Here is a 25,188-nt window from a genome sequence, read left to right as displayed (position 1 = left end):
ATTCAAGATGCCTTAAAAGAGTTAATTCTGATGAATTACAAAAAACTAGGCAATACTGACTTAAAAGTTAGCACTATTTGTCTCGGCACAATGACTTGGGGTGAGCAAAATACTCAAGAAGAAGGATTTGAGCAGATGGATTTTGCGTTAGATCAGGGTGTTAATTTTTGGGATACAGCTGAGTTGTATGCTGTTCCACCAAAACAAGAAACTTTTGGTCATACAGAAATAATTATTGGTAATTGGTTTGAAAAAACAAAAAAAAGAGACAAAGTAATTTTAGCAACGAAGGTTGCTGGTCCAGCTAGAGAGTATATTCGTGGAGGTGGAAATAATTATACACTTGAAAGAATGACTGAAGCTTTAAATGATAGTCTCAAAAGATTAAAAACTGATTATATAGATTTATATCAGCTTCACTGGCCAGAGAGAAGTACCAACATGTTCGGAAGATTAGGCTACACGCACAATGAAAATGAAGATTGGAATAAATTTGAAGATGTTTTGGATCATTTAGGTAAATTTGTTAAGGAGGGTAAAATTAGAGATATTGGATTATCAAACGAAACCCCTTGGGGAGTATCTAAATGTCTAAATTTAGCGAAAGAGCAAGATCTTCCAAGAATGATGTCTATTCAAAATCCATATAACTTATTAAACAGATCTTATGAAGTGGGTTTAGCAGAAATTTCAATAAGAGATGAAATTGGATTGTTAGCTTATTCTCCACTTGCAAGTGGTTATCTAACTGGAAAATATCGAAATAATCAACTTCCGAAAAATTCAAGAATTGAAATATATAAAGATTTTTGGACTCGTTATAATAAGCCCAACACGACTAGGGCAGTTGATGCATATTATGAAATATCAAAAAAACATAATCTTGATTTTGCCCAAATGTCATTGAAGTTTTGTGAAATTCAACCATTCATGACAAGTGTAATTATTGGAGCAACAACAATGGAGCAGTTGAAAACTAATATAGAAAGTGTAAATATTAATTTATCCGATGAAGTCATTGATGAAATTAATGAAATTCAAAAAATTTATCCAAATCCATGTCCATGATTAAAAAAATATTAACTTCTATATCGTTGTTATTATTGTTTAGCTTTACGGCTGTAAATGCTGAAGAATTAAAAGAAATAGGAAAATACAAGGATTGGCAAACTATGGTTTTAGTGGAGCCAACTGGAACCGTTTGTTTTGCTCAATCATCACCCGTTTTGCAAGCACCAAAATCTAATAAAAGAGATGCGAGACTATTTGTAACTTTTAGACCGAGTGAAAAAATTACTGATGAAATAAGTGCTAGTCCAGGTTATGAATTTAATCAAAATAACTCAGTAACAGCAACTTCAGGAAAAAACAAAATTAAATTTGATATCGTTCAACAAGGTTTTGCTTGGATTGCAGATAATAAAATTGAAAAAAAAATGGTTAGTGTGATGAAAAAAGGATCTAGAATTATGATTACAGGTTACAATCAAAAAGGATCCCAAACTATTGATCACTATTCTCTACTTGGCTTTACCAAAGCTTATAATGCTGCAAAAACTGCCTGCAGTTAATTAATGAAATCCAAAAAAAAAATTGTTTTAGCTTACTCGGGTGGCTTAGACACATCTATTATTTTGAAATGGCTTCAAGAAAATTACCAAGCTGAAGTCATTTGTTATACTGCAGACGTTGGTCAGGAAATTGATAGAAAAAAAATATTCCGTAACGCTAAAAAATTTGGTGTAAAAAATATTATCATTCAAGATTTAAAAGATGAGTTTGTTAAAAATTATGTTTATCCAATGATTAGAGGTCATGCAATTTATGAGGGCGTATATTTACTTGGTACTTCTATAGCTCGACCACTCATTGCAAAAGATCAAATTCGAGTTGCAAAAAAATTTAAAGCATTTGCTGTATCTCATGGGGCGACTGGTAAAGGAAATGATCAAGTAAGATTTGAATTAGGATACCATTACTTTGGGCCAAAAATCAAAGTCATTGCTCCTTGGCGAATTTGGAAATTAAAATCTAGAACAGATTTGATAAATTATGCAAAAAAACATGGGATAGAAATTCCTAAAGATAAAAAAGGAGCACCACCTTTTTCTGTTGATGATAATTTGTTTCACACCTCAACAGAAGGGAAGGTTTTAGAAAACCCAAAAAACTCAGCTCCAGAATTTATTTTTCAGAGAACAACCTCGCCTGAAAAAGCTCCAAACAAACCGAGTTTTGTAACTATAAATTTTAAAAATGGTGAACCTGTAGGAATAAATGGAAAAAAAATTACTCCATCTAAACTTTTAGAAAAACTTAATGGACTAGCCGGGAAAAATGGAATTGGCAGAGTGGATCTGGTTGAAAATAGATTTATTGGAATAAAATCTAGAGGAGTTTATGAAACACCCGGAGGAACCCTTTTAATTCATGCACACCGCGCAATAGAATCTGTAACGCTTGATAAAGAAACAATGCATAAAAAAGATAGTGTTATGCCTAGATATGCGGAGTTAATTTACAATGGTTATTGGTTTTCCAAAGAAAGGTTTAGGTTGCAAAAAATAGTAGATCTTAAAAGAAATAAGGTCAACGGCTCTGTTAAATTAAAACTTTACAAAGGAAATATAATTATTCATTCAAGAATTACAAAAAGCAATGCATATTCTATGAAAAAAGTTTCTTTTGAAGAAAATAAAACTTTCAATAAAGCAAACGTAGAAAAATTTATTAATTTTCATAAAAAAAAGTTAAAATAATTCATTAATGAATTTTAATCCTTCTCGAGTTGAAGCGCTTAACCATCTTGATAATTTTATTGAAAATAATCTTGCTGAATACTCAAAATTAAGAAATTTTGATTTTGGGCCTTCTAACAGATCAAATATTTCTTGCTTATCTCCTTATATCACTCATGGAGTGATTAATGAATTAGAGGTAATTGAAAAATCATTAAAAAAATTTCCTTTTTCTAAAATAGAAAAATTTATTCAAGAAGTTCTTTGGCGAGTTTATTGGAAAGGTTGGCTAGAGCTAAGACCGAATGTTTGGACAGATTACTTGGTAGAAGTAAAAAAAATTAAAAATGATTACAAGGAAAATAAAACTTATTTAAATGCTATTGATGGTAAAACTAATATTGATTGCTTTGACCAATGGGTAATTGAACTAAAAGAAAATAATTACCTTCATAATCATACTAGAATGTGGTTTGCAAGTATTTGGATATTTACGCTAGATTTACCTTGGCAATTAGGTGCAGAATTTTTTATGAAACATCTTTATGATGGGGACTCTGCATCAAACACTCTTGGCTGGAGGTGGGTAGCTGGTATTCAAACACAAGGTAAACATTATCTTGCAAGTGAATGGAACATCAAAAAATTTACAAATAATAGGTTCGAAAACATCAAACTAAATGAAAATGCACCACCTAAAGTTTCTGAAAAATTATATCCATTAATTAAAAAAGAATTTAATAATCCAACAAATATTGAAGAAAAAAATCTTTTAATATTTGAGAACAATTTATCTTATGAAATTAGTGACATTAACAAAGATAACATTGAAAAAATTTATTTAGTCTTTAACAAAAATGAACGTAGATCTATAAAATTAAGTGATAAACTCTTAAAGTTTAAATCTGGCCTAATAGAAGATCAAAGAAGAAGATTAAAGGATAAATCAATTAACTGTGAAATTATCGATATAACTGAAGTCAAAAATATTAATAATTGCTTTGCATTATATCCTAATGTTGGAGAAAACTTAGACTATCTAAATTTAAACAATCTAAAAATTCCATTTTTTTATAGAAAGTTAGATCAATTGGCGTGGCAATATTGTAATAAAGGGTTTTTTAATTTTAAAAATTATATTCCGAAAATTATTTCATCTATAAATTAAGACTATTAAGTCATTATAATATAATCATTTACCAGAACATTTCTTGGAACAGTATTTTACTTTTTCCCAGTTTAATCTCCATTTTTTACGCCATACAAAAGGTCGTTTGCAAGTTGGACAAATTTTTGAGGGTAAATATTGTTTTTTCAAATTAAATTTCTTTAAAATTATCTTTCCAAATTTTTAAAGCCTCATTCCAATTTGGAATTTCATTTCCTTCAAATCCAAATGTTGAGCCAGTGCCAATTGATTGAAAATTTTTCATAGCCTTTAAGTGAAATTTACTTTTAATATAATTCATCATCATTTCCTTATTTTCCCAGGCAGTTAAAGTATGATGATATTCTCCTATTTTTTTTTGGTCACAAAAGATATTGCCTTTAGCTTTTCTAGCAGAAACAAAACTTGGAATAGTATAATACCAAAATCTTAAAGTTTTATAAAAACCTTTGTATTTTATACCTGTAATCGAAATATACATTTTTAAATTATTATTTTTAAAATTATTATTACAAAAATAGATGTGGCTATCCCACTTAAACCCATAGCAAGTGCAGCAAACACGCCTGCTGTTTTATTTTTACTCATTGCTCTTGCTGTTCCTATTCCGTGACTTGCTACTCCAAAACCGAAGCCTCTGGCGCTCATGTCACTTATCTTAAAAATATTTAAAGCAAAAGTTCCAAGAGATGCTCCCACTATGCCAGTTATAATAGTAATTATTGCCGTAAGTGATGGTATTCCACCTATTAATTCTGCAATACCCATTGCAATTGGGGCGGTTACATTTCTTGGTATCATTGTTAAGATTATTTCTTCATCCAGATTAAAAAAACTTGCTAAATAATAAGTGATTAAAATTGCAAAAGGGATTGCAAACAAAATAGAAAATATAATTGGTTTTATTTCTTTAAAAATTAAATCTTTTTTTTCATAAATAGGTATTGCTAAAGCAACTGTTGCAGGTCCAAGCATGAAATGAATAAATTTTGCTCCGTTGAAATACCTGTCATATGACACGTCCAGAGTAAGTAAAACAGTTGAAACAATTAAGATGCTTATTGCAACTGGATTTACTAAAGGATTAAGCTTCGATTTTTTATATAAGTAATCCCCAACTAAAAAAGCACCAAGTGTAAGTGTAATCCAAAATAAAGGCTCTGCCTGTAAATAGACCCAAATTTTATAGAGCTTATCTTCTTTTGACATTTTTTTTCTCTGAATTGATTATTTTTTCCATAACAAATGCTGTGAAAACTAATGTGGCTAAAGTTCCTATTATAATAATTGCTAATATCTTAAATAAATTATCTCCAAGATAATTAATATGCATAACTACACCAACGCCAATTGGAACAAATAATAGTGATAAATAATTTATAATTTGATGACTAGTATGAGAAATATCTTTTTTTATTTTCTTAAACTGGGAAGAAGATTTTAAAAAAAATATGAATACTAACAAGAGTATCACTAAACCTATTACTGGTCCCGGGATATTAATTTCAAAAAATTTCTGAATTGCTTCACCTAAAAGCTGAAAAAAAAATATTATGAATAAACTTCTTAACATTTAAATAGTATTTTTTTTTATAAACTTATCTGCCTCTGAGAGAATCAGTTTTTTTCTCTCATTTTTCATTTTATCAAAAATTCTTACCATCATTGATAATCTTGGATTGGTTAAAAAAAACTTTCTGTTTCGATCTATAAATCTCCAATAAAGCCCATCCATTACATTGCACCATTCACCTTTTTTGAAATCCATCATTTTCATAAAATATGCAGAGCCACAGATATAAGGTTTTGTTGCAAAAATTCCTCCATCGCTAAATAATCCCATACCATATACATTCGGAACCATTACCCAATCCGATGAATCTACAAACATTTCCATAAACCATTTATAAACAATTGTAGGTTTGATCTCACATAAGTTCATAATATTTGATAAAATCATTAATCTCTCTATGTGATGAGACCATCCATAATTAACAACATTTTTAATTGCATGGTCTAGTGGTGGCAAACCTGTATTGCCTTCATACCAAGAGTTTTTCATTTTTCTATTTTGTTTAAAAAAGTTTCTTGTTTCCATTTCTTTAGAGTAACTCTGATATATGCCTCGCATAAATTCTCTCCAGCCAATCACCTGACGAATATAACCTTCCAGTGAATTCATTCTGATTTTATTTTTTTTGTGAAAATCTAGAATTTTTTGAATTATAAATTCAGGAGTTATCAATCCCAAATTTATGTAAGGGCTTAAAGCACTATGAAAAAGAATATTATCTTTTTGATCTACTGCATCCTCATAGTCACCAAATAAATTTGCTTTTTCTTTAATAAAAAAATTTAGAAGTTTAACGACATCATTATGTTCAGTTGCTAACCAAAAATTTTCTGTTTTTCCTGGGTGATTTTTAAATAATTTCTCAATTAATGGTTTTAATTTTTTTGTATGGCTAGTTTCATTAATTTTTGGAAACTTAGGTATAGATATGTTCTTTGGTAATTTATTTCTATTTTCCTCATCAAAACTCCACTTGCCACCTATTGGATTTCCATCAGAGCCCATTAAAATTCCTGATTTTTTTCTAACTTCTTTATAAAAAGTTGCCATAAAAGGCTTTTTTGATTTTGCTAAATAAGTTTTAAATTCTTCTCTAGAATTTAAAAACATTGGTGATTGAATAATATTCCATTCAATTTTTTCTTTTTTTAAAAAAAGAAAAATTTTGTTTTCAAAAGATTTATCTTCTATTTCAAAACTAGATACTTGTTTAATTTTTTTTTCTGTAATTACTTTTTTTAATTTTTTTAAATAATCTTCACTAAAATCCTTATCTTCAATTTTAAGATAATCTAATTTAAATTTATTTTTCTTTAATTCATCTGCATAAGACCTCATCGAAGATAAAAATAATAGAATTTTTTGCTTATGATGCTTCTCATATGTACAGAGACCTTTATCTTCAGCCATAAAGAAGGTGTGGTCTTTTTTGAAGCGGTCGATGTATTTTGTTGGAAATAATTGATTGCCAAGTATAAAAAATAACTTCATAGTTGAATATAACTAATAAAATTTTTTATGTCAGAAAAATATCTCATTTTTGGTGCAACAGGATCTATTGGATCTAATTTAGCTGAACAATTAAAAAGTTCGGGTCATGATATCCATTTAGTAGCAAGAAATGAAGAGATGGTAAGTACAATAGCTAATAAGCTGGGTTGTTCTTTTACTGTGGCTGATGTTTTAGAAGATAATTTCATTGAAAAAGTAAAGGCAGATGTATCTGAAGTAAAAGGAATTGCTTATTGTGTTGGTTCAATTGATTTAAAACCATTACGGATGGTAAAGGAAGAAGATTTTAATAAATGCATGAAATTAAATTTATATTCAGCTGTTGAAATAATTAAAGGCTATCAAGAAAGTTTAAAAAAAAATAAAGGCTCTATAGTTCTTTTTTCTACAGTTGCTGCTCAAAGAGGATTTACTAACCATGCAATTATAGCTTCAGCCAAAGCGGCAGTTGAAGGTTTGACAGTTTCACTTGCTGCTGAATTTGCTCCAAATATTAGAGTTAATTGTATTGCTCCAAGCTTAACAAATTCCAAAATAGCTGAGCCAATGCTTAAAAATAAAGTCCTTGCTGAAGGAATAGCTAAAGCGCATCCTTTAAAAAGATTGGGAGAAGGAAAAGACTCAGCCTCAATGGCAAAATTTTTAATTAGCGAGGAAAGCTCTTGGATTACTGGACAGATAATTGCAGTTGATGGCGGGAGATCAAAATTATCATAAAGTGAAAAAAGTAATATTTTTTTTTCTAGTTTATTTTTTTAATCAAATTTGTTTTGCAAACACTATTCAGATAAGCAAAATTACAAATCTTGAAGACCCTTGGGGGTCAACTTTTGTTAATAACAAAGAGTTAATTATTACTGAAAAAATTGGAAAAATTAAATTAGTTGATATTGAAACTGGTAAAGTTAATGAAATTAACCACAATATAAATTTTCTTGTTGATGGTCAGGGTGGTTTATTGGATGTAATTTATCAAGATCAATATGTGTGGGTTTCATATTCTGAAGATAGAGGATCAGGTAAATCAAATACCTCTATAGCAAGAGGCGAATTTAATAACAAAAATATTAATTTTAAAAATATTTTTCAGGCAAGTCCTGATATTAATTCTGGCTATCACTATGGTTCACGTTTAGCCATTAAAGATAAACAAATTTATGCATCTATTGGGGAGAGAGGTGGTGGAATGATAGCACAAGATCCAACTAATCATACAGGCAGCATAATAAGAATAAATCTAGATGGATCAGTTCCAATTGATAATCCTAAATTTCAAGGTCAGGACAATTGGCTTCCAGAAATATATCAAATAGGAGTTCGTAATCCTCAAGGTCTAACTTATTCTAAATTTGATGATAAAATTTATGCAAGCAACCATGGAGCTAGAGGTGGTGATTGGTTTGGTGAAATAAAAAAAGGTGAAAACTATGGATGGAAAATATTAGGTTGGGGTGGAAAAAATTACTCTGGTATACCGATTGGACCAAAGTGGAAACCAGGTTTCACAAAAGCAATTCAATATTGGGTACCATCAATTGCTGCTAGCGCAATTACTATCTATGATGGAAAAGAATTTAGTGAATGGAATGGAAAAGCTCTTATTACATCCTTAAAAGATCAGTCTCTTAGAACTTTGGATTTTAATGATCATAATAATGTTAAAGAGGAAATAATTTTCAAAGATAAGATTGGAAGAATTAGAGATATTCAAATTCATCCTACGAATGGAAAAATTTATTTTTTAGCAAGTGATAGCTTGTGGCTTATGGAAAAAAATTAATTAACTATACGATAACAATTTTTTTAGCGAAGAAACTTCACCTATTTTAAAAGTAAATACCTCATTCTTTCTAAAACCATAATTTTCCGCATTCTCCTTAAATCTTTTCGGTGGCTCCATGATAGGTTCAAATGAAAGCACAAAAGTTCCCCAATGCATGCCCAATACTTTTTTACTTTTTAAATCTTTTGCAACATTAAGAGCCTCTTCAGGAGTTGTATGATAAATACTTTTGTCAAACATTGGTTTAAAATCATACGCACCTATATTAATCATAGTTAGATCTATCGGACCAAATTTTTCTCCAAGTTCTTTATAGATATTTCCATATCCAGTATCGCAAGCAAATAATATTTTTTTATTTTTATATTCTATCAAAAAATTACCCCACAAAGTTTTATTAGTGTCTGTTAAACTTCTTTTAGACCAATGAACAGCTGGTAAAAAAGTAACTTTTAAATTTTCATTTATAACAACACAATCATACCAATCTAATTCATTTACATCGTTATAATTATTTTTTGTAAAATATTTTCCCAGATTTAGAGGAACCAAAACTTTGGTATTTTTATAAGGAAACTTTTTAATCGTTTTCATATCTTGATGATCATAGTGATTATGGGTTAGTAAAAATAAATCTATTTTTGGTAGTTCATCTAAGTTCAATGCTGGCTTAGTAAACCTTTTAGGACCAAAAATTAAAGGTCCTGCATTTTTTGAGAATACAGGATCTGTAATAATAGTTGTCTTACCTAATTTGATTAAATATGTTGCATGGCCAATCCAAACGATATAATCCTCAGATTTATGTTTATTGAGATCTTCTAAAACAGTTTGCTTATCAACAATAAAATCAGATGGAACATTTCTATCTATTTCATTAGTTTTTTTTTTAAAAAATCTATATGAAAAATTTACTTTACTTGTATGAACTGGAGAGCCCTCAGGATTTCTAAACGTTCCATCTGGCAGATGATGATATGGTTTTTTATCCAATGAATTTAGTTATCCAATAATTTCTTTTTTGCTTTATCAAATTCTTCTTGCGTTAAAACTCCTGACTTTAAAAGCTCATTTAACTTGGTGATTTCAGCACTTAAATTTGAATTATTTTCTAAATCATTATTACTATTGTCAGAATTTGTTTCATTTTCTTTATTGGGTGCATTATCTACCTTTGCTTTAAAGCCTGTCATAATTGCTGATCCACCTAGGTAAAAAACAAAAATTAATATTGGTACAGCCAGTATAAAAAAAATTAATTTTTCCATAAGTTAATCTTCATCCTCGTCTTCGTTTCTCCATCCTTTTTCATACATTAAATATCCTGCCAATATAACAGCAAATGTACCCGCTATCATTCCATAATCAAAGCCAACTTGTTTTCCATACAAGTGCCATCCTAATTGAGTAGCACCAATTGGAACAGCTGTTAAAAGAAGCATAATAATTGCAATTCTATAAGGATATTTTGGTCTCTTCACAAAGTGAGACTATCAAAAATAAAGTAAAATTAATTTTTTAATTTTAATTTGAGACAAAAAAACTTGTATTAAAAGTCTTTAGTTTTGTGATCTTTTGAAACAATCAATTGTATTTTTTAACAAACATGCAATCGTCATTGGACCTACACCACCTGGAACTGGTGTTAAAGCTTTTGCAACTTTTGACACTTCATCAAAATTTACATCTCCAACAATCCCTTTTTCTGTTTTATTTATTCCAACATCAATTACGATTGTACCCTCTTTAACCCAATCTCCTTTAACAAGTTCTGGGATACCAACCGCTGCAACAATAATGTCAGCCTCTAAACATTCTGCCTTCAAATCTTTTGTTTTTGAATGGGTAATAGTTACAGTGCAATTTTCTTTTAATAGTAATTGTGTCATTGGCTTACCATTTAAATTGGATCTTCCAATAACAACTGCTTTTTTTCCACTTAAATTGGGTTCAATCTTTTTTATTAGCAAATAACATCCAAGTGGAGTACATGGTATTGAACTTTCATAACCAGATGACAAGTTGCCAACATTCATTGGATGAAAACCATCTACATCTTTTGATGGATCAATAGTTTCAATAATTTTTTGTTTCTCAATATGTTTTGGTAATGGTAACTGAACTAAAATTCCAGAAACTGAGTTATCTTTGTTTAGTTCTTGGATTTTTTCTAACACAACTTTTTCTTCAACTGTATCAGGATATTTAATTACTTCAGATTTTAAACCAACTTCATTTGCAGACTTTTCTTTATTTCTCACATAAATTTGACTTGGTGTTAAATCACCTATTAAAATTACTGTTAACCCTGGAACTTTATTGTGTTTCTCTTTTAAAGAGGTAACTTCTTTTTTGAGATCTTCTCTTAGCTCTGCGGCAGCTTTTTTACCATCAATTAAAATCATAATATTTAAAATATCAAAGGAGCAATATAGAGTTTCATACAGATTTCAATGAACCAAATTAGTAAAAGAAGAATAATTGGTGAAATATCCAAAGATCCTAAATTAGGTAAAAATCTTCTTATTCTTTTTAAAAAAGGTTCTGTAAGCTTATAGGTTAGTTCTAATATCGAATACACAAATCTATTATGTGTATTTAAAATGTTAAAGGCAATTAACCAACTTATAATTACATTGGCTATAACAACGTAAGAATAAAGTTTTAATATCTGTAATATCAGATAAAAAATAGCAATCATTTTTTTTCGATATAAATTGACTGACTTGGAAAAGCAAATGATGCTTTGTTACTTTCAACTATCTGCTTTATTTCTATTGCAAGTCTTTCCTTTACTTCCAACCAATCGTTCCAGCTATTTGATTTTGTAAAACATCTCACCAATAGATCTATTGAGCTATCTGAAAATTTTTCAATTCTTACAGCTACTCCTGCGCTTTGATTAAAATCTTCACTTTTATTAATATATGCCTCGATCTCATCTCTTATCTTTTTTAATTGATCTATCGTAGTATTGTATTGAAGGGTGATAGCCCATCTTATTCTCCAATTAGAAGTTTCACTAACATTAGTTACAGCATTTTCTGCAAATTGAAAATTTGGAATAATTGCTAAGGATTTATCAAATTTTCTTATTGATGTTGATCTAAAACCAATTTTTTCAACTATCCCCTCTATGACACCATCAACAGATATCCAATCTCCAATCTTAAATCTTTTTTCAACTAAAACTAAAATTCCCGAAATTAAATTTTTAAATAAATCCTGAGCACCTAAAGCAACAGCAACACCAAACAATCCAAGCCCTGCAATAATTGGTCCTATTTTGATCCCCCAAAGTTCGAGAACAGCTGCAAGACCCAGAATAAAGATTAAAATTTTTAATGATTTTATGATCCAACCAATTAGCTCTCGTGTAAGTAATTGATCTAAGCCACTTAAAATATATGAGATAGGTTCAATTATTTGATGAATAATCCAAAAGATTAAAATTGTTATTAAAGTTCTATTGATTGTGTCGACTATTTCTCTGCCTTCTGACGAAAATGACATGTAATAGCTAGCAATAAAAAAACCAATTACGATTGGGAAAAATCTTGCAGGACCAACTAGAGAGCTCACAAAAGTATCGTCTAATTTATTTGTGGTTTTTTTAGAGATTAATTCTAGCTTTTTAATAATCAATTTACTAATTAGTCCTCTGAAAATTAAAAAAACTAAAAAAATTCCTATACCAATTAAAATCTGAAATATATCAACCCCAAGTATTCCTTTGTCCCAAACTGACAAAAATATTTCAGAAAAATTATTTAATAATTCCATTATCAAATTTTATATAACAAAAACTCTTCTTCTCCAGGATTAAAAAGAAAAATTTTTTTCCATTTAATTTCATTCAATATTGATGAGGTTTTTTCACCCATGCACATCAAGTTTGTATCCATCCAAAAGCTTTGTAAATTTTCATTTTTAATAAAATTTAAAAAACTTAAAGCGCTGTTATATGAATATATATAAACAATATTGGGAATATTAACCTTTAATTTTTCAACAAAATTATCATCGTAAATCTTATTATGATTAGTCTTATAATTAATTAGTCTTTTGACTGAGTACCCATCTTTGATTAGTTGTTGGTCCAAATCTGATGAAATGATTTCACCACTTACATAAATTATTTCACCATCAGATGGATCAAAATTTTGCAATATTAATTCCTTAAGATTTCTTACATTTCCCTCTGCAGCAATTATATTTTGAAAGCCGACACTTTTAGCTTTTTTTTCAGTCGCTAATCCAACACAAAAACATTTAATATTTTTATTAATATCTTTTGTTTCTAAAAATTTAATCGCATTTGCACTTGTAAAAATAATACTTTTACAATCATTTAATTTTTTTTGATCATAGTTAACTTTTTCTATGACCAACAAAGGTAAGTGAGAAACTATATGCCCAAGTTGCTTAAATCGTAAAATTAAATCTGAACAATCTTCAAGTTGTCTTGTTAAGAGTATATGCATTTTATTTTTTATAGTCTCCATTAGACTTGTCTTTTAGAATTTTGCCTATTTCTAAGCCTATTTTATCAAATTCATTAATGCTTCTTTTTTCTTTTTCAAAATACCTTTTTTTGCCGTCTAAAGAAAATAATTCTGCTTCAAGAGTAATTTCGTTATTTTTTAAAATAGCATGAGCTCCTACTGCTGTTTCACAATCTCCTTCTAAAATTTTTAATATATCTCTTTCAGCTATTGCACATTTGTAAGTATCTGGATCATTTATTTTGTTTAATAAATCAATTATTGAAAAATTATTTTCCTTGCATTGAGCACATATTATACCTTGCCCTGCACTTGGAATAATTTCATTAGTTAAAAATATTTGGGTTATTTCTGTTTCTAACTTTAAAGATTTGATGCCTGCTAACGATAAAATTATTGCATCATACAAACCCTCTTGCAGTTTTCTAAGTCTTGTATCAACATTGCCCCTTATCAATTTACAAGAAACATTCTCTTTCAATCTTTTAATTTGAAACTCTCTTCTAAAAGATGAAGTGCCTATTATTGATTGATCTTCAAGTTCTTCAAGTTTAGCACCATCTCTGCTAATTAAAATTTCCCTAGGATCATTTCGTTTTAAAAAAAAATTTGATAACAAACCTTTTGTCTCTATGGCTGGCATATCTTTAAGTGCGTGAACAGCTATATCTATATTGTCTTCTAAAAGTTCTTTTTCAATATTTTTTGAAAATAATCCCTTGCCCCCTACTTCTGACAATCTTTTATCCTGAACTTGATCACCTTTTGTGATTATTTCTTTTATTACAATTTCATCTTCATGAAATTGGGAATTTTCTAAAATTTTATTTTTTACTTTTTGAGCATAAATAAGCGCTAATTTACTTCCTCTTGAACCAATTATAATTTTTTCTTTTTTCATACTTGTAATGAGATTGTACTATTAATAGAACCTATTTGAATGAGCAAAAAGCCAATAATTCTTGGGATTGAATCAAGCTGTGATGAAACAGCAGCCTCAGTAATAACTGAAAATGAGCAAGGAATACCAATAATTTTATCAAATATTGTTTCCAGTCAAGTTGAGGTTCATAAAGAATTTGGTGGTGTAGTGCCAGAACTTGCAGCTAGAGCTCATATAGAAAAAATTGACTGGATTGTTCAAAAAGCAATTGATGAAAGTAAAATTAAAATAGAAAATATTGATGCTGTAGCGTCTACTGCTGGTCCGGGTTTAATTGTTTGTTTGTCTGTTGGTCTTAGTTTTGGAAAATCATTTGCCTCGGCAATGAATATTCCTTTTATTTCTGTTAATCACTTGGAAGGTCATGCTTTAAGTCCTAAATTAAATTCAGTACTTAATTATCCATATTTATTATTGTTAATTTCAGGAGGTCATTCTCAATATTTATCAGTTGAAGGAATTGGAAATTATAAAAGATTAGGCACCACAATTGATGATGCGCTTGGCGAAGCTTTTGATAAAACGGCAAAACTTCTTGGGATAGAATTTCCTGGTGGACCACAAATTGAAATATTGGCTGAAAAAGGAGATCCAGATAAATATCAATTACCAAAACCTATATTCCACAAAGGTGGCTGTAATCTTTCCTTTGCTGGTTTAAAAACTGCAATATTAAAAGTAAGTAAAAATATTAAAAGTGAACAAGATAAATTTGATATTGCTGCATCATTTCAAAAAACAATTTTGGAAATCATGTATAAAAAAACAAAAATTGCTTTTACTGAATATGAAAAAAATAATTTAAATAACAAAACGTTTGTTGTTGCGGGTGGTGTTGCAGCTAATAAAAAAATTAGAACTATGCTAATTAATCTTTGTGAAGAAAATAATTATAAGAGTATATTTCCTCCAATAAACTTATGTGGGGATAATGCTGCAATGATAGCAATGGTTGGTTTAGAAAAATTTAAATTAAAACAATTTAATGATTTAGATTTTCCTGCTAAACCGAGATGGCCCCTAGATGAAAGTGCAGCTTTTTTAAAAGGTGCTGGAGTAAAACTATAATGCAATATTGGTTAATGAAATCAGAGCCTGATGTTTGGTCTATTGATCAACAAATAAAAGCTGGTTTAAAAGGTGCGCCCTGGGATGGTGTAAGGAATTATCAAGCAGCAAAAAATTTAAAATCTATGAAAAAAGGAGACCAATGTTTTTTTTATCATTCAAATATTGGAAAAGAAATTGTTGGAATTGTTGAGGTTATTAAAGAGGCTTATTTAGATAAAACTGACAAAACAGGTAAATTTGTTGCGGTAACGGTTAAATTTCTGAAAAAACTTGATAGACCAGTTACACTCGAAGATATCAAAAAAGTTAAGGAATTGAGCCATTTATCTCTAATAAAACAAAGTAGACTGTCAGTAATGCCTGTAGATTCTAAAAGCTGGAAAATTTTAAATAAGATGAGTAAAGTTTAAAAAAAAAAAATTCAACATGCCAAAAAAAAAGAAAAAAGTTTCTAAAAAAGTTACTAAGAAGAAAGTAAAAAAAGTTTCAAAGAAAAAAAGTAAAAAAATTAAATCAAAAGAGCAATCTGAATTAATAATTAAAACTAGACCTGAATGGATTAAAGCTAGTTTAGCAAATAAGGCTACATACCAAAAAAAATATAGCGACTCTATTAAAAATAATAATGAATTTTGGAAAAAAGAGGGAAAAAGAATAACTTGGATTAAACCTTATAAAAAAATTAAAGATGTAAAATATAGCACAAAAGAAGTTAAGATTAATTGGTATCAAGATGGAACTTTAAATGCTTCAGCAAATTGTATCGATAGACATTTAAAAGATAAAAAAGATAAAACTGCAATTATTTGGGTTGGTGATGATCCAAAAGATAGTCAAAAAATTTCTTATAAACAATTGCATCAAAAAGTTTCTAAAGCCGCTAATGGTTTAAAAAAACTTGGTATTCAAAAAGGGGATAGAGTTACAATATATTTAACCATGATACCTGAGCTTGCAATTTTAATGTTGGCTTGTGCAAGAATTGGTGCTGTTCACTCTATTATTTTTGGAGGATTTTCTGCAGACTCTATTTCTGGTCGTGTTAATGATTGTGAATCTGAATATATCATAACTGCAGACGAAGGTGTTAGAGGTGGAAAAACTATTCCTCTTAAAGCGACAACTGACGAAGCATTATTAAGTTGTCCCAATGTTAAAAAATGTATTGTTGTAAAAAGAACAGGAAATGAAATTGGTTGGAATGATAATAGGGATGTTTGGTATCATGATTTAATAAAAGATGTTTCATCTCACTGTGAGCCTGAAGAGATGAATGCAGAAGATCCTTTATTTATTCTTTACACATCAGGATCAACTGGAAAACCTAAAGGCGTTCTTCATACTACCGGTGGCTACATGGTTTATGCATCAATGACACATCAATATATTTTTAACTATAAACAAAAAGATATTTATTGGTGTACTGCTGACATTGGCTGGGTAACAGGTCATAGCTATATTATTTATGGTCCACTCGCAAATGGAGCAACAACTATAATGTTTGAAGGAATACCGAATTATCCAGATAGTTCTCGTTGGTGGCAAATAATTGATAAATACAAGGTTAATACTTTTTATACTGCACCAACTGCAATACGAGCTCTAATGAGAGAAGGTGATGGACCAGTAAATAAAACCTCTAGAAAATCTTTAAAACTTCTGGGAACTGTTGGAGAGCCAATAAATCCTGAGGCTTGGATGTGGTACTATAAAACTGTTGGAAACTCTAAGTGTCCAATAGTCGATACATGGTGGCAAACAGAAACAGGTGGAATAATGATAGCACCTCAAACAGGTGCAATTCCTCTAAAACCTGGTTCTGCAACTAAGCCTTTTTATGGAATTAAACCTGTTTTACTTGATAAAGACGGAAAAGAGATAAAAGGCGCTGGTGAAGGAAGACTTTGTATTGCACAATCTTGGCCAGGCCAAATGAGAACCGTTTATGGAGATCATCAAAGATTTATTGATACTTATTTTTCTCAATTTGATGGAAAATACTTCACAGGTGATGGCTGCAGAAGAGATGAGGATGGTTATTATTGGATCACAGGAAGAGTTGATGACGTAATCATAGTTTCGGGACACAATCTTGGTACCGCAGAAATAGAAAGTGCTTTTGTTGCGCATCCAAAAGTTGCTGAAGCAGCTGTAGTTGGTTACCCGCATGATATTAAAGGTAATGGTTTGTATTGTTATGTAACTTTAAATGCTGGCGAACAAGAAACTGGAGAGTTAGAAAGAGATTTAAAACTTTGGGTTAGAAAACAGATTGGGCCTTTAGCTACACCTGATTTAATTCACTTTACCCCGGGACTTCCAAAAACAAGATCTGGAAAAATTATGAGAAGAATTTTAAGAAAAATTGCTGCTAATGAACATGGTCAACTTGGTGATACCACAACTTTAGCAGATCCAAGTGTTGTGCAAAGTTTAGTGGATAATAGAAAAAATATTTAAAACTGAATTCTATCCTTAAACTCTTTTTTTATAATATCCCATTTCAAAATAACAGAATTTAGAACAATCTTACGATCAAGAGTTTTTAATTCTTCAGCTATTGGTGCCCATTCATACAACGATAAAGCACTAGGATTAAAGGGAAGGTTTGAATAATACTTGTCCCAATTAATTGTTTGAAACCTTTCTTCAAAACTTTTTTTTGTTTTTTCAATAATATCTAACGGCATATTATTGGTAGTTTCATCATCTAAAATTTTTAAAAAAATCTCTTTTGATTTACTTATGTCTTGAAAGTTAAAATTAACTTTTAAATAAGAAAATGTGAAAAAAGTTAAATCTTGGAGAGCTACAGCATAGATATTCCATTTTGCTTCATTTACAGATTTCATGAACTCATCATTATCAAAATGAAGAACATATCTGGTTCCCATTCTTGTTTTAAGATAACTGTAAAGTGTAACTTGAGAAACCCAAGCTGACTTTGTTTGAATAAATTCCTCTAATTGATCTAAGTTTTGAATTTTTGATTTAGGAATAAAAGCTTTGAACAATGAAAAAAAATAAACTTTAAAATCATTTAGTGATAAATCTCTCCAGGTAAGTTTAAAATTTTTCATATTTTTCCATTTTAATTAGAATTTAAGCCAAAAATGAACCTAATGTGAGCATTTTTAGCACTTTTAATCTGTTTCATAATGGGTATGGTTTTCACAGTTATAACTAAAAGAGAGAGGTATAAATGGCAAAAAATGCACAACACTGGGAAAAAACCAAGGGTTTGCTAATTGTTACATTAGTAATCTGGGCTATTTTCTCAATGGGTATCTTCCTTTTTGGAGCTGAATTAAATGAGATGACGGGACCTTTTGGATATCCGTTAACTTATTGGTTCACTTGTCAAGGTTCTCTTGCAATATTTGTAATCCTGATTTTCTGGTTTGCAGGTAGACAAGAAAAAATTGATGAAGAATTCGGCTTTAGTGAAAAAGGAGACGACTAATGATAAAAGGTAATTTTATAGACAATTTGCCTAAGGTTTATGGAATCTATACAGGTGGTTTTATAGCTTTCATATTACTGATGGCAATTGGTGAGTCGATGGGTATGTCTGCAAAAGCAATAGGTATTTGCTTTGTAGGTTTTACCATTTTCATCTACGCAGCAATTGGTTGGCTATCTAGAACAGCTCAAGCGAGTAACTATTATGTAGCTGGAAGACAAGTTCCAACTGTATTCAACGGAATGGCAACAGCAGCCGACTGGATGTCTGGTGCTTCATTCGTTGCGATGGCAGGTGGTATTTACTTCAAAGGTTACGGATATATGGCATTGCTTGTTGGTTGGACAGGTGGTTATGTTTTGGTTGCAACTTTATTAGCACCATACCTAAGAAAATTTGGCTGTTATACAGTTCCAGATTTCGTAGGTACAAGATACGGTGGTAATGCAGCTAGACTACTTGCGGTAATCGTTTTAACGGTTGCTTCATTTACCTATGTGACTGCTCAAATTAACGCTACTGGTACTATTGCAGCTGTTGCTCTAGATATCCCGTTCCAATACGCAGTATACGTTGGACTAGTAAGTATTTTATTATGTTCAATGCTTGGTGGTATGAGAGGGGTAACTTGGACACAAGTTGCACAATACATTGTACTAATTATAGCTTACCTACTTCCAGTATTCTGGATCAGTAACAACATCGGTGCGGGTTTCTTCCCTCACTTTATGTTAGCTGATGAAGTTGCTAGAATTGGTGAGTTAGAACAACAGTTTGGGTTTGTTAAAAATTCTGCTGCTGATTTAGCTACAGTACCTAAAGGGTTAGCTGGTATTACAAAGGCTCACTCTGAAGTTAACGCAACACCTTGGGCTTTCATCTCATTAGCATTAGCGATGATGATGGGAACAGCTTCATTACCACACGTAATGATGAGGTTCTTTACAACTCCAAGCGTAAAAGCAGCTAGAAAATCAGTAGGTTGGTCAGTATTCTTTATCTTCCTACTATATTCTTCTGCGCCAATGTTAGCGACGCTTTCAAAACTTGCTCTAATTGACCCGAACTTACCAACAGGTATTATCGGTAAATCAATTGCAGAAGTTCAAGCGATCGATTGGTATCAAAACTGGAACCAGGCAAATCTGATGTTTGTCAGCGACTTTAACGGAAATGGAACTGTTGAATTAAACGAGTTCTTCATGGGTGGTAAAGCCGTTGTATTAGCAACACCAGAAATAGCAGGATTACCGTATGTAATCTCAGGTCTAGTTGCTGCTGGAGGATTAGCAGCTGCGATGTCAACTGCGGATGGTTTAATTCTAGCGATTGCAAATGCAATCTCACACGACGTTTACTACAAAATGGTAGACCCGAAAGCAGAGACTGCAAAACGACTAGTTGTTGCAAGGGTATTACTTGTAGTAATTGGTTTCGCTGGTGCAACTATTGCAGCCATGGAGATCCAAGGGATCTTAGGTTCAGTCATCTGGGCTTTTGACTTTGCGATGTCTGGATTGTTCTGGCCACTTGTACTTGGTGTATGGTGGAAGAGAGCTAACAAAGAAGGTGCTATAGCTGGTATGGCTTTAGGATTAATTTCTGGATTTGCGTATTTAATTTGGGTACGTAATGGTGGAAGTGGATTCTTAGGAATTACTCAGTTAACATTTGGTATCTTCGGATCTACTGTTAGTTTAGTAGCAATGATTGTTGTAAGTCTTATGACTTCAGAGCCAAGTGCTGCTACTCAGAAAATGGTTGACGAGTCAAGGGTACCTGCGGGTAACGCTGTAATCGGCGGCCAAAAATAAATAATCTTATTAAAGGGGCGATTAATTTCGCCCCTTTTATTTCATTTCATTATCCAATATAAATTTCTTAAATGTCTGCTAACTTTCATCCTCTAGTCTATTTAATTGACTATATACTTGGAATTATCATGTGGACCTTAGTTGGAAGAGTTGCAATGAATATATTTCAAAGAGAAGACTCTCAATTCTTCTTCATGAAAGCCTTTGTAAAGTTTACAAATCCACTATTAACAATATTTAAACCTGTTACACCTAAATTTATTATTCAACCACTTGTGCCTCTTTATGTGGCTTGGTTCTTTTTTATGATTAGATTTTACTTAATGCCATATCTATTAGGCTATTCAGTTATGGGGATGCTATCATTTCCTCTTGAAAGCGAAATATCTAGACAGATTTATCAATTTTTTAATTCAATAAAATTTTAAAAGTTGATACTAATTAATTTAGTATCAAATGAAAAAAATACAAATCTCACCCTCAATATTATCAGCTGATTTTAGCCAATTAGGTAACGAGATTAAAAGGCTGGAAGAAGGAGGTGCTGATTTAATCCATGTTGATGTGATGGATGGCCACTTTGTACCAAATTTAACAATTGGGCCTCCTGTAATTAAAGCTTTAAAAAAGAATTGTTCTATAAAATTTGATGTACATTTAATGATCTCACCAGTACATAAATATATAGATGCCTATGCTGATGCAGGTGCTGATATTATTACATTCCATCCAGAAGCAACGGATGATTTATCAGCTTCGATTAAGAAAATTAAAGATTTGAGTAAAAAAGTTGGAGTGTCTCTAAATCCTGAAACAAAAGTAAATGTAATTAAGGATTACTTAGATCAAATTGATTTAGTATTGATAATGAGCGTTAATCCAGGATTTGGTGGTCAAAAGTTTATGCCAGAAGTTTTAGAAAAAATTAAAGAGCTAAAAAATATTCAAAAGGAAAAAAATACTGATTTTGACATTGAAATAGATGGTGGAATTAATTTTGAAAACTCAAAGATAGCAATTGAGGCAGGCGCTAATATTTTAGTTTCTGGAACTACTATTTTTAAAAGTAATAACGGTGACATTAAAAAGAACATAGATTTATTAAAATCAAAATAAATAAATGATTTTAAGAAACTTCTTAAATTTCATTATTCAATTTCTAGAAAATTTAGATCAACAGTTTCGAAAAATTTATTTAAATTCAAATTTTTATGACAAAAAAATTTCTAAAATTTATAATGAAGAATTTGTTTATAAGCCAAGTCCACATCTTCTATCTTCACTAATAAATTATCAAACACCAAAGATAAATGTAGATAATATTTCTACAGAGAATTTATGGGATAATGAAAAAATTGATAATAATAATTTTAAAAGATTAAACAATTTCTACTGGTTTTTTACCCTTGATTTAAAATCTTCAAAAAAAAATACACAAAAAATTATATCTGACTGGATAGAAAAAAATTATAAGTATAATTCAAAAAGTTGGGAATTTGATCTTACTTCTAAAAGAATAATAGCTTGGTTATCTAATCATAGTTTGACACTTGAACAGGCAGACAAAAGTTATCTAGAAATATTTAACGGAATGATTCAAAAACAAACCAATCATTTAATTGGTGAAATAAACCATTCAAAAAACACAAATGATAAAATAATAGCATGTGCTGCAATTATTTTGGTTGGACTAAGTTATAAGGATGAAAAAAAATATCTTTCATATGGACTTAGTTTACTAAAAAAAATCTGTAATTCAGAATTTGATAATTATGGATTTACAAAATCTAGAAGTATTAAACAGTTAATTTTTTATCTTAAATATTTTATCTTAATTCGAGAATGGTTTAAAGAAGCTCAGGTTGAAGTACCAGATTTAATCAATGAAACTATATTTTATTTAGGACAAGGCTATGCTTTTACTTGGCAAAACATTAAATCTGACATTCTAATGAATGGGAACAATATCTCAAATAATTTAGATTTTGATCATTATTTAAAGAGATTTACTTATAAATTTAAAAATGAAAATAAAGAGTTTGGTGGATATGCTATTTTACATGACAAAAAAATAGCTCTGGTAATGGATGTTGGTGAGCCTCCATCAATAAACTCTTCTAATGAATATCAATCAGGATCATTATCTTTTGAGATAATTTCAGATGGAAAAAAACTAATAAGTAATTGTGGGTATTATACAGGTGATAATGAAAAGCTTAAAGAATTGTCTAAATCAACAGCAACACATAATACATTAATTCTTGATGACAATTCTTCTTGTAAGTTTAAAAAAACCAACAAAAATTTCTTATTAAAGGATGGATTAAAAGTATTAAAGAAAAACATAGTTTTTGAAAAAAATTACTGGAAGATAAGTGCTTCCCATGATGGATATAACAAAAAATATAGTGCAATTCATGAGAGAGATATTGAATACTATCCAGAGCAATTTAAATTTATTGGCACTGATAAAGTTACGATTAAAAAAACTAATATGAATTTAAAATTTGATATACGTTTTCATTTAGAGCCAAATGTTAAATTAATGAAAACCCAAGACAAAAATGCAGTTTTTATAGAACTTGAGGATGAAGGATGGAAGTTTACATGTAATAACTTCAACATTGACATTGATAATGGCTTATATTTTGGTAATAAAAATTCATACAGCCAAAATCAAAATATTTTTATTTCAGGCATAATAAACAACAATAGTGAGAATATTGTTTGGCAATTAAATAAAATTTAATGAAAAAAATTAAAAGAGCTTTAATTTCAGTATCAGACAAAAAAGATCTTAAACCCTTATTAAGGGTATTAAAAAAATTTAAAGTTGAAATTATTAGTTCCGGCGGAACATATAAAGAAATTAAAAAACTAAGATATGCATGTACGGAGGTTTCAGATTACACTGGATCACCTGAAATTTTGGGTGGAAGAGTAAAAACATTACATCCTAAAATTCACGCTGGTATATTGAATAAGAGAAATAATAAATCTCATCATCAAGATTTAATTGATAATAATTTCGATAATATAGATTTAGTTATTGTTAATTTTTATCCTTTTGAACAGACTTTAGAAAATACATCAAATCATAAAAAAATTATTGAAAATATAGATGTGGGTGGACCAACTATGGTTAGAGCTGCAGCAAAAAATTATAATGATGTTACGGTTATTACTTCAAATTCTCAATATGAGGAGCTGATTAATGAATTAACAAGATTAAATGGTTCAACATCATTAGAATTTAGACAAAAAATGTCTCGTACAGCATTTACAGAAACAGCCTATTATGATGCTTTAATATCAAATTACTTTAATAAAATTACAAATAATCACTTTCCAGAAAAAAAAATTATTTCTGGTAATTTAGTTGAGAAACTAAGATATGGAGAAAATCCTCATCAAGAAAGTGCTATTTATTCTAAAACAAAATCTTTAGACATTACACAATTACACGGTAAACAATTAAGTTATAATAATTATAATGATATTTTTGCAGCGTTAACCATCTCAAAATCTTTACCAAAACATACTGGGGTAGTTATAATTAAACATGCTAATCCTTGTGGTGTATCTGCTCTTAAAGATCCTGTTGAATGTTATAAATCAGCTCTAGCTTGTGATCCTGTAAGTGCTTTTGGTGGTATTGTTTCATGTAATTTCAAAATTAATAAAAAGTTAGCACTTGAACTTCAAAAATTATTTCTTGAAGTGATAATTGGAGATAATTTTGATGCTGAAGCTTTAAGAATTTTGAAGAAAAAGAAAAATTTACGATTAATTGATGCTTCTAATTTCCATCCTAGCGAAATTTTAAAATTTATATCTGCTAATCAAAATATATTAATACAATCAGAAGACAGTAAAATTTTTTCAAAAAAAGATTTCACTGTAGTTTCAAGGAAAAAACCTACAAAATCTCAATTTGAAGATCTAATATTTGCACTCAATGTTTGTAGATTTGTTAAATCTAATGCAATTGTTTTATCATCAAATAAAACAACTATTGGAATTGGCTCAGGTCAACCAAGTAGATTGGATAGTTGTCAAATTGCAATTGATAAAATGAAAAAATTTACAAATCCTTCTAATGATATTGTTGCAGCTTCAGATGCCTTTTTCCCATTTGTTGATGGTATTGAAAAATTAATTCAATCAGGGGTAAAAGCTGTCATCCAACCTTCTGGCTCTATTAATGATAAAGAAATTATAAAATTCGCAAATGAAACTAATACTGTTTTAATTTTTTCAAAGACTAGACATTTTCGTCATTAATAATTTGGTCAATTTTAGCAGCTAAAATGAAGTCATTTTCAGATAAACCCTCGATTGCGTGAGTTGTTATACTAATTTTTGCATAACCCCATCCAAAATTAATGTCTGGATGATGTCCTTCTATTTCTGAGATTTTTCCAACTTCATTAATAAAATTTTGACTTTTTTTAAAGTTTTCAAATTTAAAATTTTTTTCTAGAAAATAAATATCTTTACTATTTTTTATAATATCCCAGCCATCAACTTTCTTTTGATATTTGTGTATCTCAGAAATATCAAAAGGTATTACACCTCCTTCACATGGAACACATTTTTTATGAATAAGATCTGTCAT

General features: G+C 29.8%; 30 protein-coding genes. 15 read left to right on the top strand and 15 right to left on the bottom strand.

Translation table 11 applies throughout. The annotated features are described in order from the left end of the window. Positions 1-30 precede the first annotated feature (30 nt). The 4 genes from ACTTAU_RS01555 to ACTTAU_RS01540 are packed head-to-tail and all read left to right on the top strand — an operon-like array spanning position 31 to position 3,906. On the top strand, positions 31-1,068 hold the full coding sequence (locus tag ACTTAU_RS01555; protein ID WP_438306170.1) for an NADP(H)-dependent aldo-keto reductase: 1,038 nt from the start codon (positions 31-33) through the stop codon (positions 1,066-1,068). Then, on the top strand, positions 1,065-1,571 hold the full coding sequence (locus ACTTAU_RS01550; RefSeq protein ID WP_438306172.1) for an invasion associated locus B family protein: 507 nt from the start codon (positions 1,065-1,067) through the stop codon (positions 1,569-1,571). The genes ACTTAU_RS01555 and ACTTAU_RS01550 overlap by 4 nt, the downstream gene beginning before the upstream one ends. Before the next feature lie 3 nt (positions 1,572-1,574). Further along, positions 1,575-2,759, top strand: coding sequence for an argininosuccinate synthase (locus ACTTAU_RS01545; RefSeq protein WP_438306174.1), 1,185 nt, complete (start codon positions 1,575-1,577; stop codon positions 2,757-2,759). A 7-nt stretch (positions 2,760-2,766) separates the two neighbouring features. Then, on the top strand, positions 2,767-3,906 hold the full coding sequence (locus tag ACTTAU_RS01540; RefSeq protein WP_438306176.1) for an FAD-binding domain-containing protein: 1,140 nt from the start codon (positions 2,767-2,769) through the stop codon (positions 3,904-3,906). Positions 3,907-3,930: 24 nt separating this feature from the next. On the opposite strand, the gene ACTTAU_RS01535 is transcribed toward ACTTAU_RS01540, so the two are convergent. The 5 genes from ACTTAU_RS01535 to ACTTAU_RS01515 are packed head-to-tail and all read right to left on the bottom strand — an operon-like array spanning position 3,931 to position 6,970. Further along, positions 3,931-4,056, bottom strand: a complete 126-nt coding sequence (locus ACTTAU_RS01535; RefSeq protein WP_438306177.1) for a DUF2256 domain-containing protein — start codon at positions 4,054-4,056, stop codon at positions 3,931-3,933. 1 nt (position 4,057) lies between these two features. After that, entirely contained in the window at positions 4,058-4,387 is a 330-nt protein-coding gene (locus ACTTAU_RS01530) for a hypothetical protein (protein WP_438306179.1), read from the bottom strand. Between the two features lie 2 nt (positions 4,388-4,389). Continuing rightward, on the bottom strand, positions 4,390-5,115 hold the full coding sequence (locus ACTTAU_RS01525) for an LrgB family protein (protein ID WP_438306181.1): 726 nt from the start codon (positions 5,113-5,115) through the stop codon (positions 4,390-4,392). After that, a complete protein-coding gene (locus tag ACTTAU_RS01520) occupies positions 5,099-5,479 on the bottom strand; it encodes a CidA/LrgA family protein (RefSeq protein WP_438306183.1) in 381 nt (126 codons plus the stop codon). Before ACTTAU_RS01520 ends, ACTTAU_RS01525 begins: the two co-directional genes overlap by 17 nt. Beyond that, positions 5,480-6,970: a cryptochrome/photolyase family protein gene (locus ACTTAU_RS01515; protein ID WP_438306185.1), complete on the bottom strand. Its 1,491-nt coding sequence runs from the start codon at positions 6,968-6,970 to the stop codon at positions 5,480-5,482. A gap of 27 nt (positions 6,971-6,997) precedes the next feature. Here ACTTAU_RS01515 and ACTTAU_RS01510 point away from each other — a divergent pair, with 27 nt between their 5' ends. Further along, a complete protein-coding gene (locus tag ACTTAU_RS01510) occupies positions 6,998-7,708 on the top strand; it encodes an SDR family NAD(P)-dependent oxidoreductase (RefSeq protein ID WP_438306187.1) in 711 nt (236 codons plus the stop codon). Next, positions 7,683-8,771, top strand: coding sequence for a PQQ-dependent sugar dehydrogenase (locus ACTTAU_RS01505; RefSeq protein WP_438306189.1), 1,089 nt, complete (start codon positions 7,683-7,685; stop codon positions 8,769-8,771). The genes ACTTAU_RS01510 and ACTTAU_RS01505 overlap by 26 nt, the downstream gene beginning before the upstream one ends. Here ACTTAU_RS01505 and ACTTAU_RS01500 read toward each other — a convergent pair whose 3' ends face one another. The 8 genes from ACTTAU_RS01500 to hemC form a co-directional block, all read right to left on the bottom strand. Continuing rightward, positions 8,772-9,767 (bottom strand): MBL fold metallo-hydrolase, encoded by a 996-nt coding sequence (locus ACTTAU_RS01500; protein ID WP_440632910.1) that lies wholly within the window; start codon positions 9,765-9,767, stop codon positions 8,772-8,774. It abuts the gene before it with no gap. A 5-nt stretch (positions 9,768-9,772) separates the two neighbouring features. Next, entirely contained in the window at positions 9,773-10,042 is a 270-nt protein-coding gene (locus tag ACTTAU_RS01495; RefSeq protein ID WP_438306193.1) for an SHOCT domain-containing protein, read from the bottom strand. A 3-nt stretch (positions 10,043-10,045) separates the two neighbouring features. After that, positions 10,046-10,216, bottom strand: coding sequence for a hypothetical protein (locus tag ACTTAU_RS01490; RefSeq protein ID WP_440632909.1), 171 nt, complete (start codon positions 10,214-10,216; stop codon positions 10,046-10,048). A 117-nt stretch (positions 10,217-10,333) separates the two neighbouring features. Next, complete coding sequence (locus tag ACTTAU_RS01485; protein ID WP_438306195.1) at positions 10,334-11,179, bottom strand: bifunctional 5,10-methylenetetrahydrofolate dehydrogenase/5,10-methenyltetrahydrofolate cyclohydrolase; 846 nt, start codon at positions 11,177-11,179, stop codon at positions 10,334-10,336. A gap of 5 nt (positions 11,180-11,184) precedes the next feature. Continuing rightward, positions 11,185-11,475: a YggT family protein gene (locus tag ACTTAU_RS01480; RefSeq protein ID WP_438306197.1), complete on the bottom strand. Its 291-nt coding sequence runs from the start codon at positions 11,473-11,475 to the stop codon at positions 11,185-11,187. Next, a complete protein-coding gene (locus ACTTAU_RS01475; RefSeq protein WP_438306198.1) occupies positions 11,472-12,557 on the bottom strand; it encodes a mechanosensitive ion channel family protein in 1,086 nt (361 codons plus the stop codon). Before ACTTAU_RS01475 ends, ACTTAU_RS01480 begins: the two co-directional genes overlap by 4 nt. A 2-nt stretch (positions 12,558-12,559) precedes the next feature. Further along, positions 12,560-13,258: a uroporphyrinogen-III synthase gene (locus ACTTAU_RS01470; protein WP_438306200.1), complete on the bottom strand. Its 699-nt coding sequence runs from the start codon at positions 13,256-13,258 to the stop codon at positions 12,560-12,562. A 1-nt stretch (position 13,259) separates the two neighbouring features. Beyond that, on the bottom strand, positions 13,260-14,180 hold the full coding sequence (gene hemC, locus ACTTAU_RS01465) for a hydroxymethylbilane synthase (RefSeq protein ID WP_438306202.1): 921 nt from the start codon (positions 14,178-14,180) through the stop codon (positions 13,260-13,262). A 39-nt stretch (positions 14,181-14,219) separates the two neighbouring features. On the opposite strand from hemC, the gene tsaD reads away from it, so the two are divergent. Genes tsaD through acs form a run of 3 tightly spaced genes read left to right on the top strand, consistent with a single transcriptional unit; the run spans position 14,220 to position 17,753 of the window. Next, positions 14,220-15,290 carry a tRNA (adenosine(37)-N6)-threonylcarbamoyltransferase complex transferase subunit TsaD gene (tsaD, locus tag ACTTAU_RS01460; protein WP_438306204.1) on the top strand — a complete coding sequence of 357 codons (1,071 nt, stop codon included), beginning with the start codon at positions 14,220-14,222 and terminating at the stop codon, positions 15,288-15,290. Then, entirely contained in the window at positions 15,290-15,703 is a 414-nt protein-coding gene (locus ACTTAU_RS01455; RefSeq protein ID WP_438306206.1) for an EVE domain-containing protein, read from the top strand. The genes tsaD and ACTTAU_RS01455 overlap by 1 nt, the downstream gene beginning before the upstream one ends. A gap of 16 nt (positions 15,704-15,719) precedes the next feature. Further along, on the top strand, positions 15,720-17,753 hold the full coding sequence (gene acs, locus ACTTAU_RS01450; protein ID WP_438306208.1) for an acetate--CoA ligase: 2,034 nt from the start codon (positions 15,720-15,722) through the stop codon (positions 17,751-17,753). Here the strand turns inward: acs and ACTTAU_RS01445 are convergent. Continuing rightward, positions 17,750-18,373, bottom strand: coding sequence for an esterase (locus ACTTAU_RS01445; protein ID WP_438306210.1), 624 nt, complete (start codon positions 18,371-18,373; stop codon positions 17,750-17,752). The genes acs and ACTTAU_RS01445 overlap by 4 nt on opposite strands. 122 nt (positions 18,374-18,495) lie before the next feature. On the opposite strand from ACTTAU_RS01445, the gene ACTTAU_RS01440 reads away from it, so the two are divergent. From ACTTAU_RS01440 to purH, 6 genes are all read left to right on the top strand, one after another. Beyond that, positions 18,496-18,756: a DUF4212 domain-containing protein gene (locus tag ACTTAU_RS01440; RefSeq protein WP_085114951.1), complete on the top strand. Its 261-nt coding sequence runs from the start codon at positions 18,496-18,498 to the stop codon at positions 18,754-18,756. After that, on the top strand, positions 18,756-20,570 hold the full coding sequence (locus ACTTAU_RS01435; protein ID WP_438306212.1) for a sodium:solute symporter family protein: 1,815 nt from the start codon (positions 18,756-18,758) through the stop codon (positions 20,568-20,570). Before ACTTAU_RS01440 ends, ACTTAU_RS01435 begins: the two co-directional genes overlap by 1 nt. A 71-nt stretch (positions 20,571-20,641) precedes the next feature. Continuing rightward, a complete protein-coding gene (locus ACTTAU_RS01430) occupies positions 20,642-20,998 on the top strand; it encodes a hypothetical protein (RefSeq protein WP_438306213.1) in 357 nt (118 codons plus the stop codon). A 28-nt stretch (positions 20,999-21,026) separates the two neighbouring features. Next, complete coding sequence (gene rpe, locus ACTTAU_RS01425) at positions 21,027-21,686, top strand: ribulose-phosphate 3-epimerase (protein WP_438306215.1); 660 nt, start codon at positions 21,027-21,029, stop codon at positions 21,684-21,686. 4 nt (positions 21,687-21,690) lie between these two features. Continuing rightward, entirely contained in the window at positions 21,691-23,319 is a 1,629-nt protein-coding gene (locus ACTTAU_RS01420; RefSeq protein ID WP_438306217.1) for a heparinase II/III domain-containing protein, read from the top strand. Further along, positions 23,319-24,854: a bifunctional phosphoribosylaminoimidazolecarboxamide formyltransferase/IMP cyclohydrolase gene (gene purH, locus ACTTAU_RS01415; RefSeq protein ID WP_438306219.1), complete on the top strand. Its 1,536-nt coding sequence runs from the start codon at positions 23,319-23,321 to the stop codon at positions 24,852-24,854. Before ACTTAU_RS01420 ends, purH begins: the two co-directional genes overlap by 1 nt. Here the strand turns inward: purH and ACTTAU_RS01410 are convergent. Next, positions 24,835-25,188, bottom strand: coding sequence for a 4a-hydroxytetrahydrobiopterin dehydratase (locus tag ACTTAU_RS01410; protein WP_438306220.1), 354 nt, complete (start codon positions 25,186-25,188; stop codon positions 24,835-24,837). The two genes, purH and ACTTAU_RS01410, sit on opposite strands and share 20 nt — an antisense overlap.

Origin of the sequence: Candidatus Pelagibacter sp. HIMB1505, from assembly GCF_052047915.1 — a bacterium.
Lineage (GTDB): Bacteria > Pseudomonadota > Alphaproteobacteria > Pelagibacterales > Pelagibacteraceae > Pelagibacter > Pelagibacter communis_A.
This window is presented reverse-complemented; position numbering and strand designations above follow the sequence as displayed.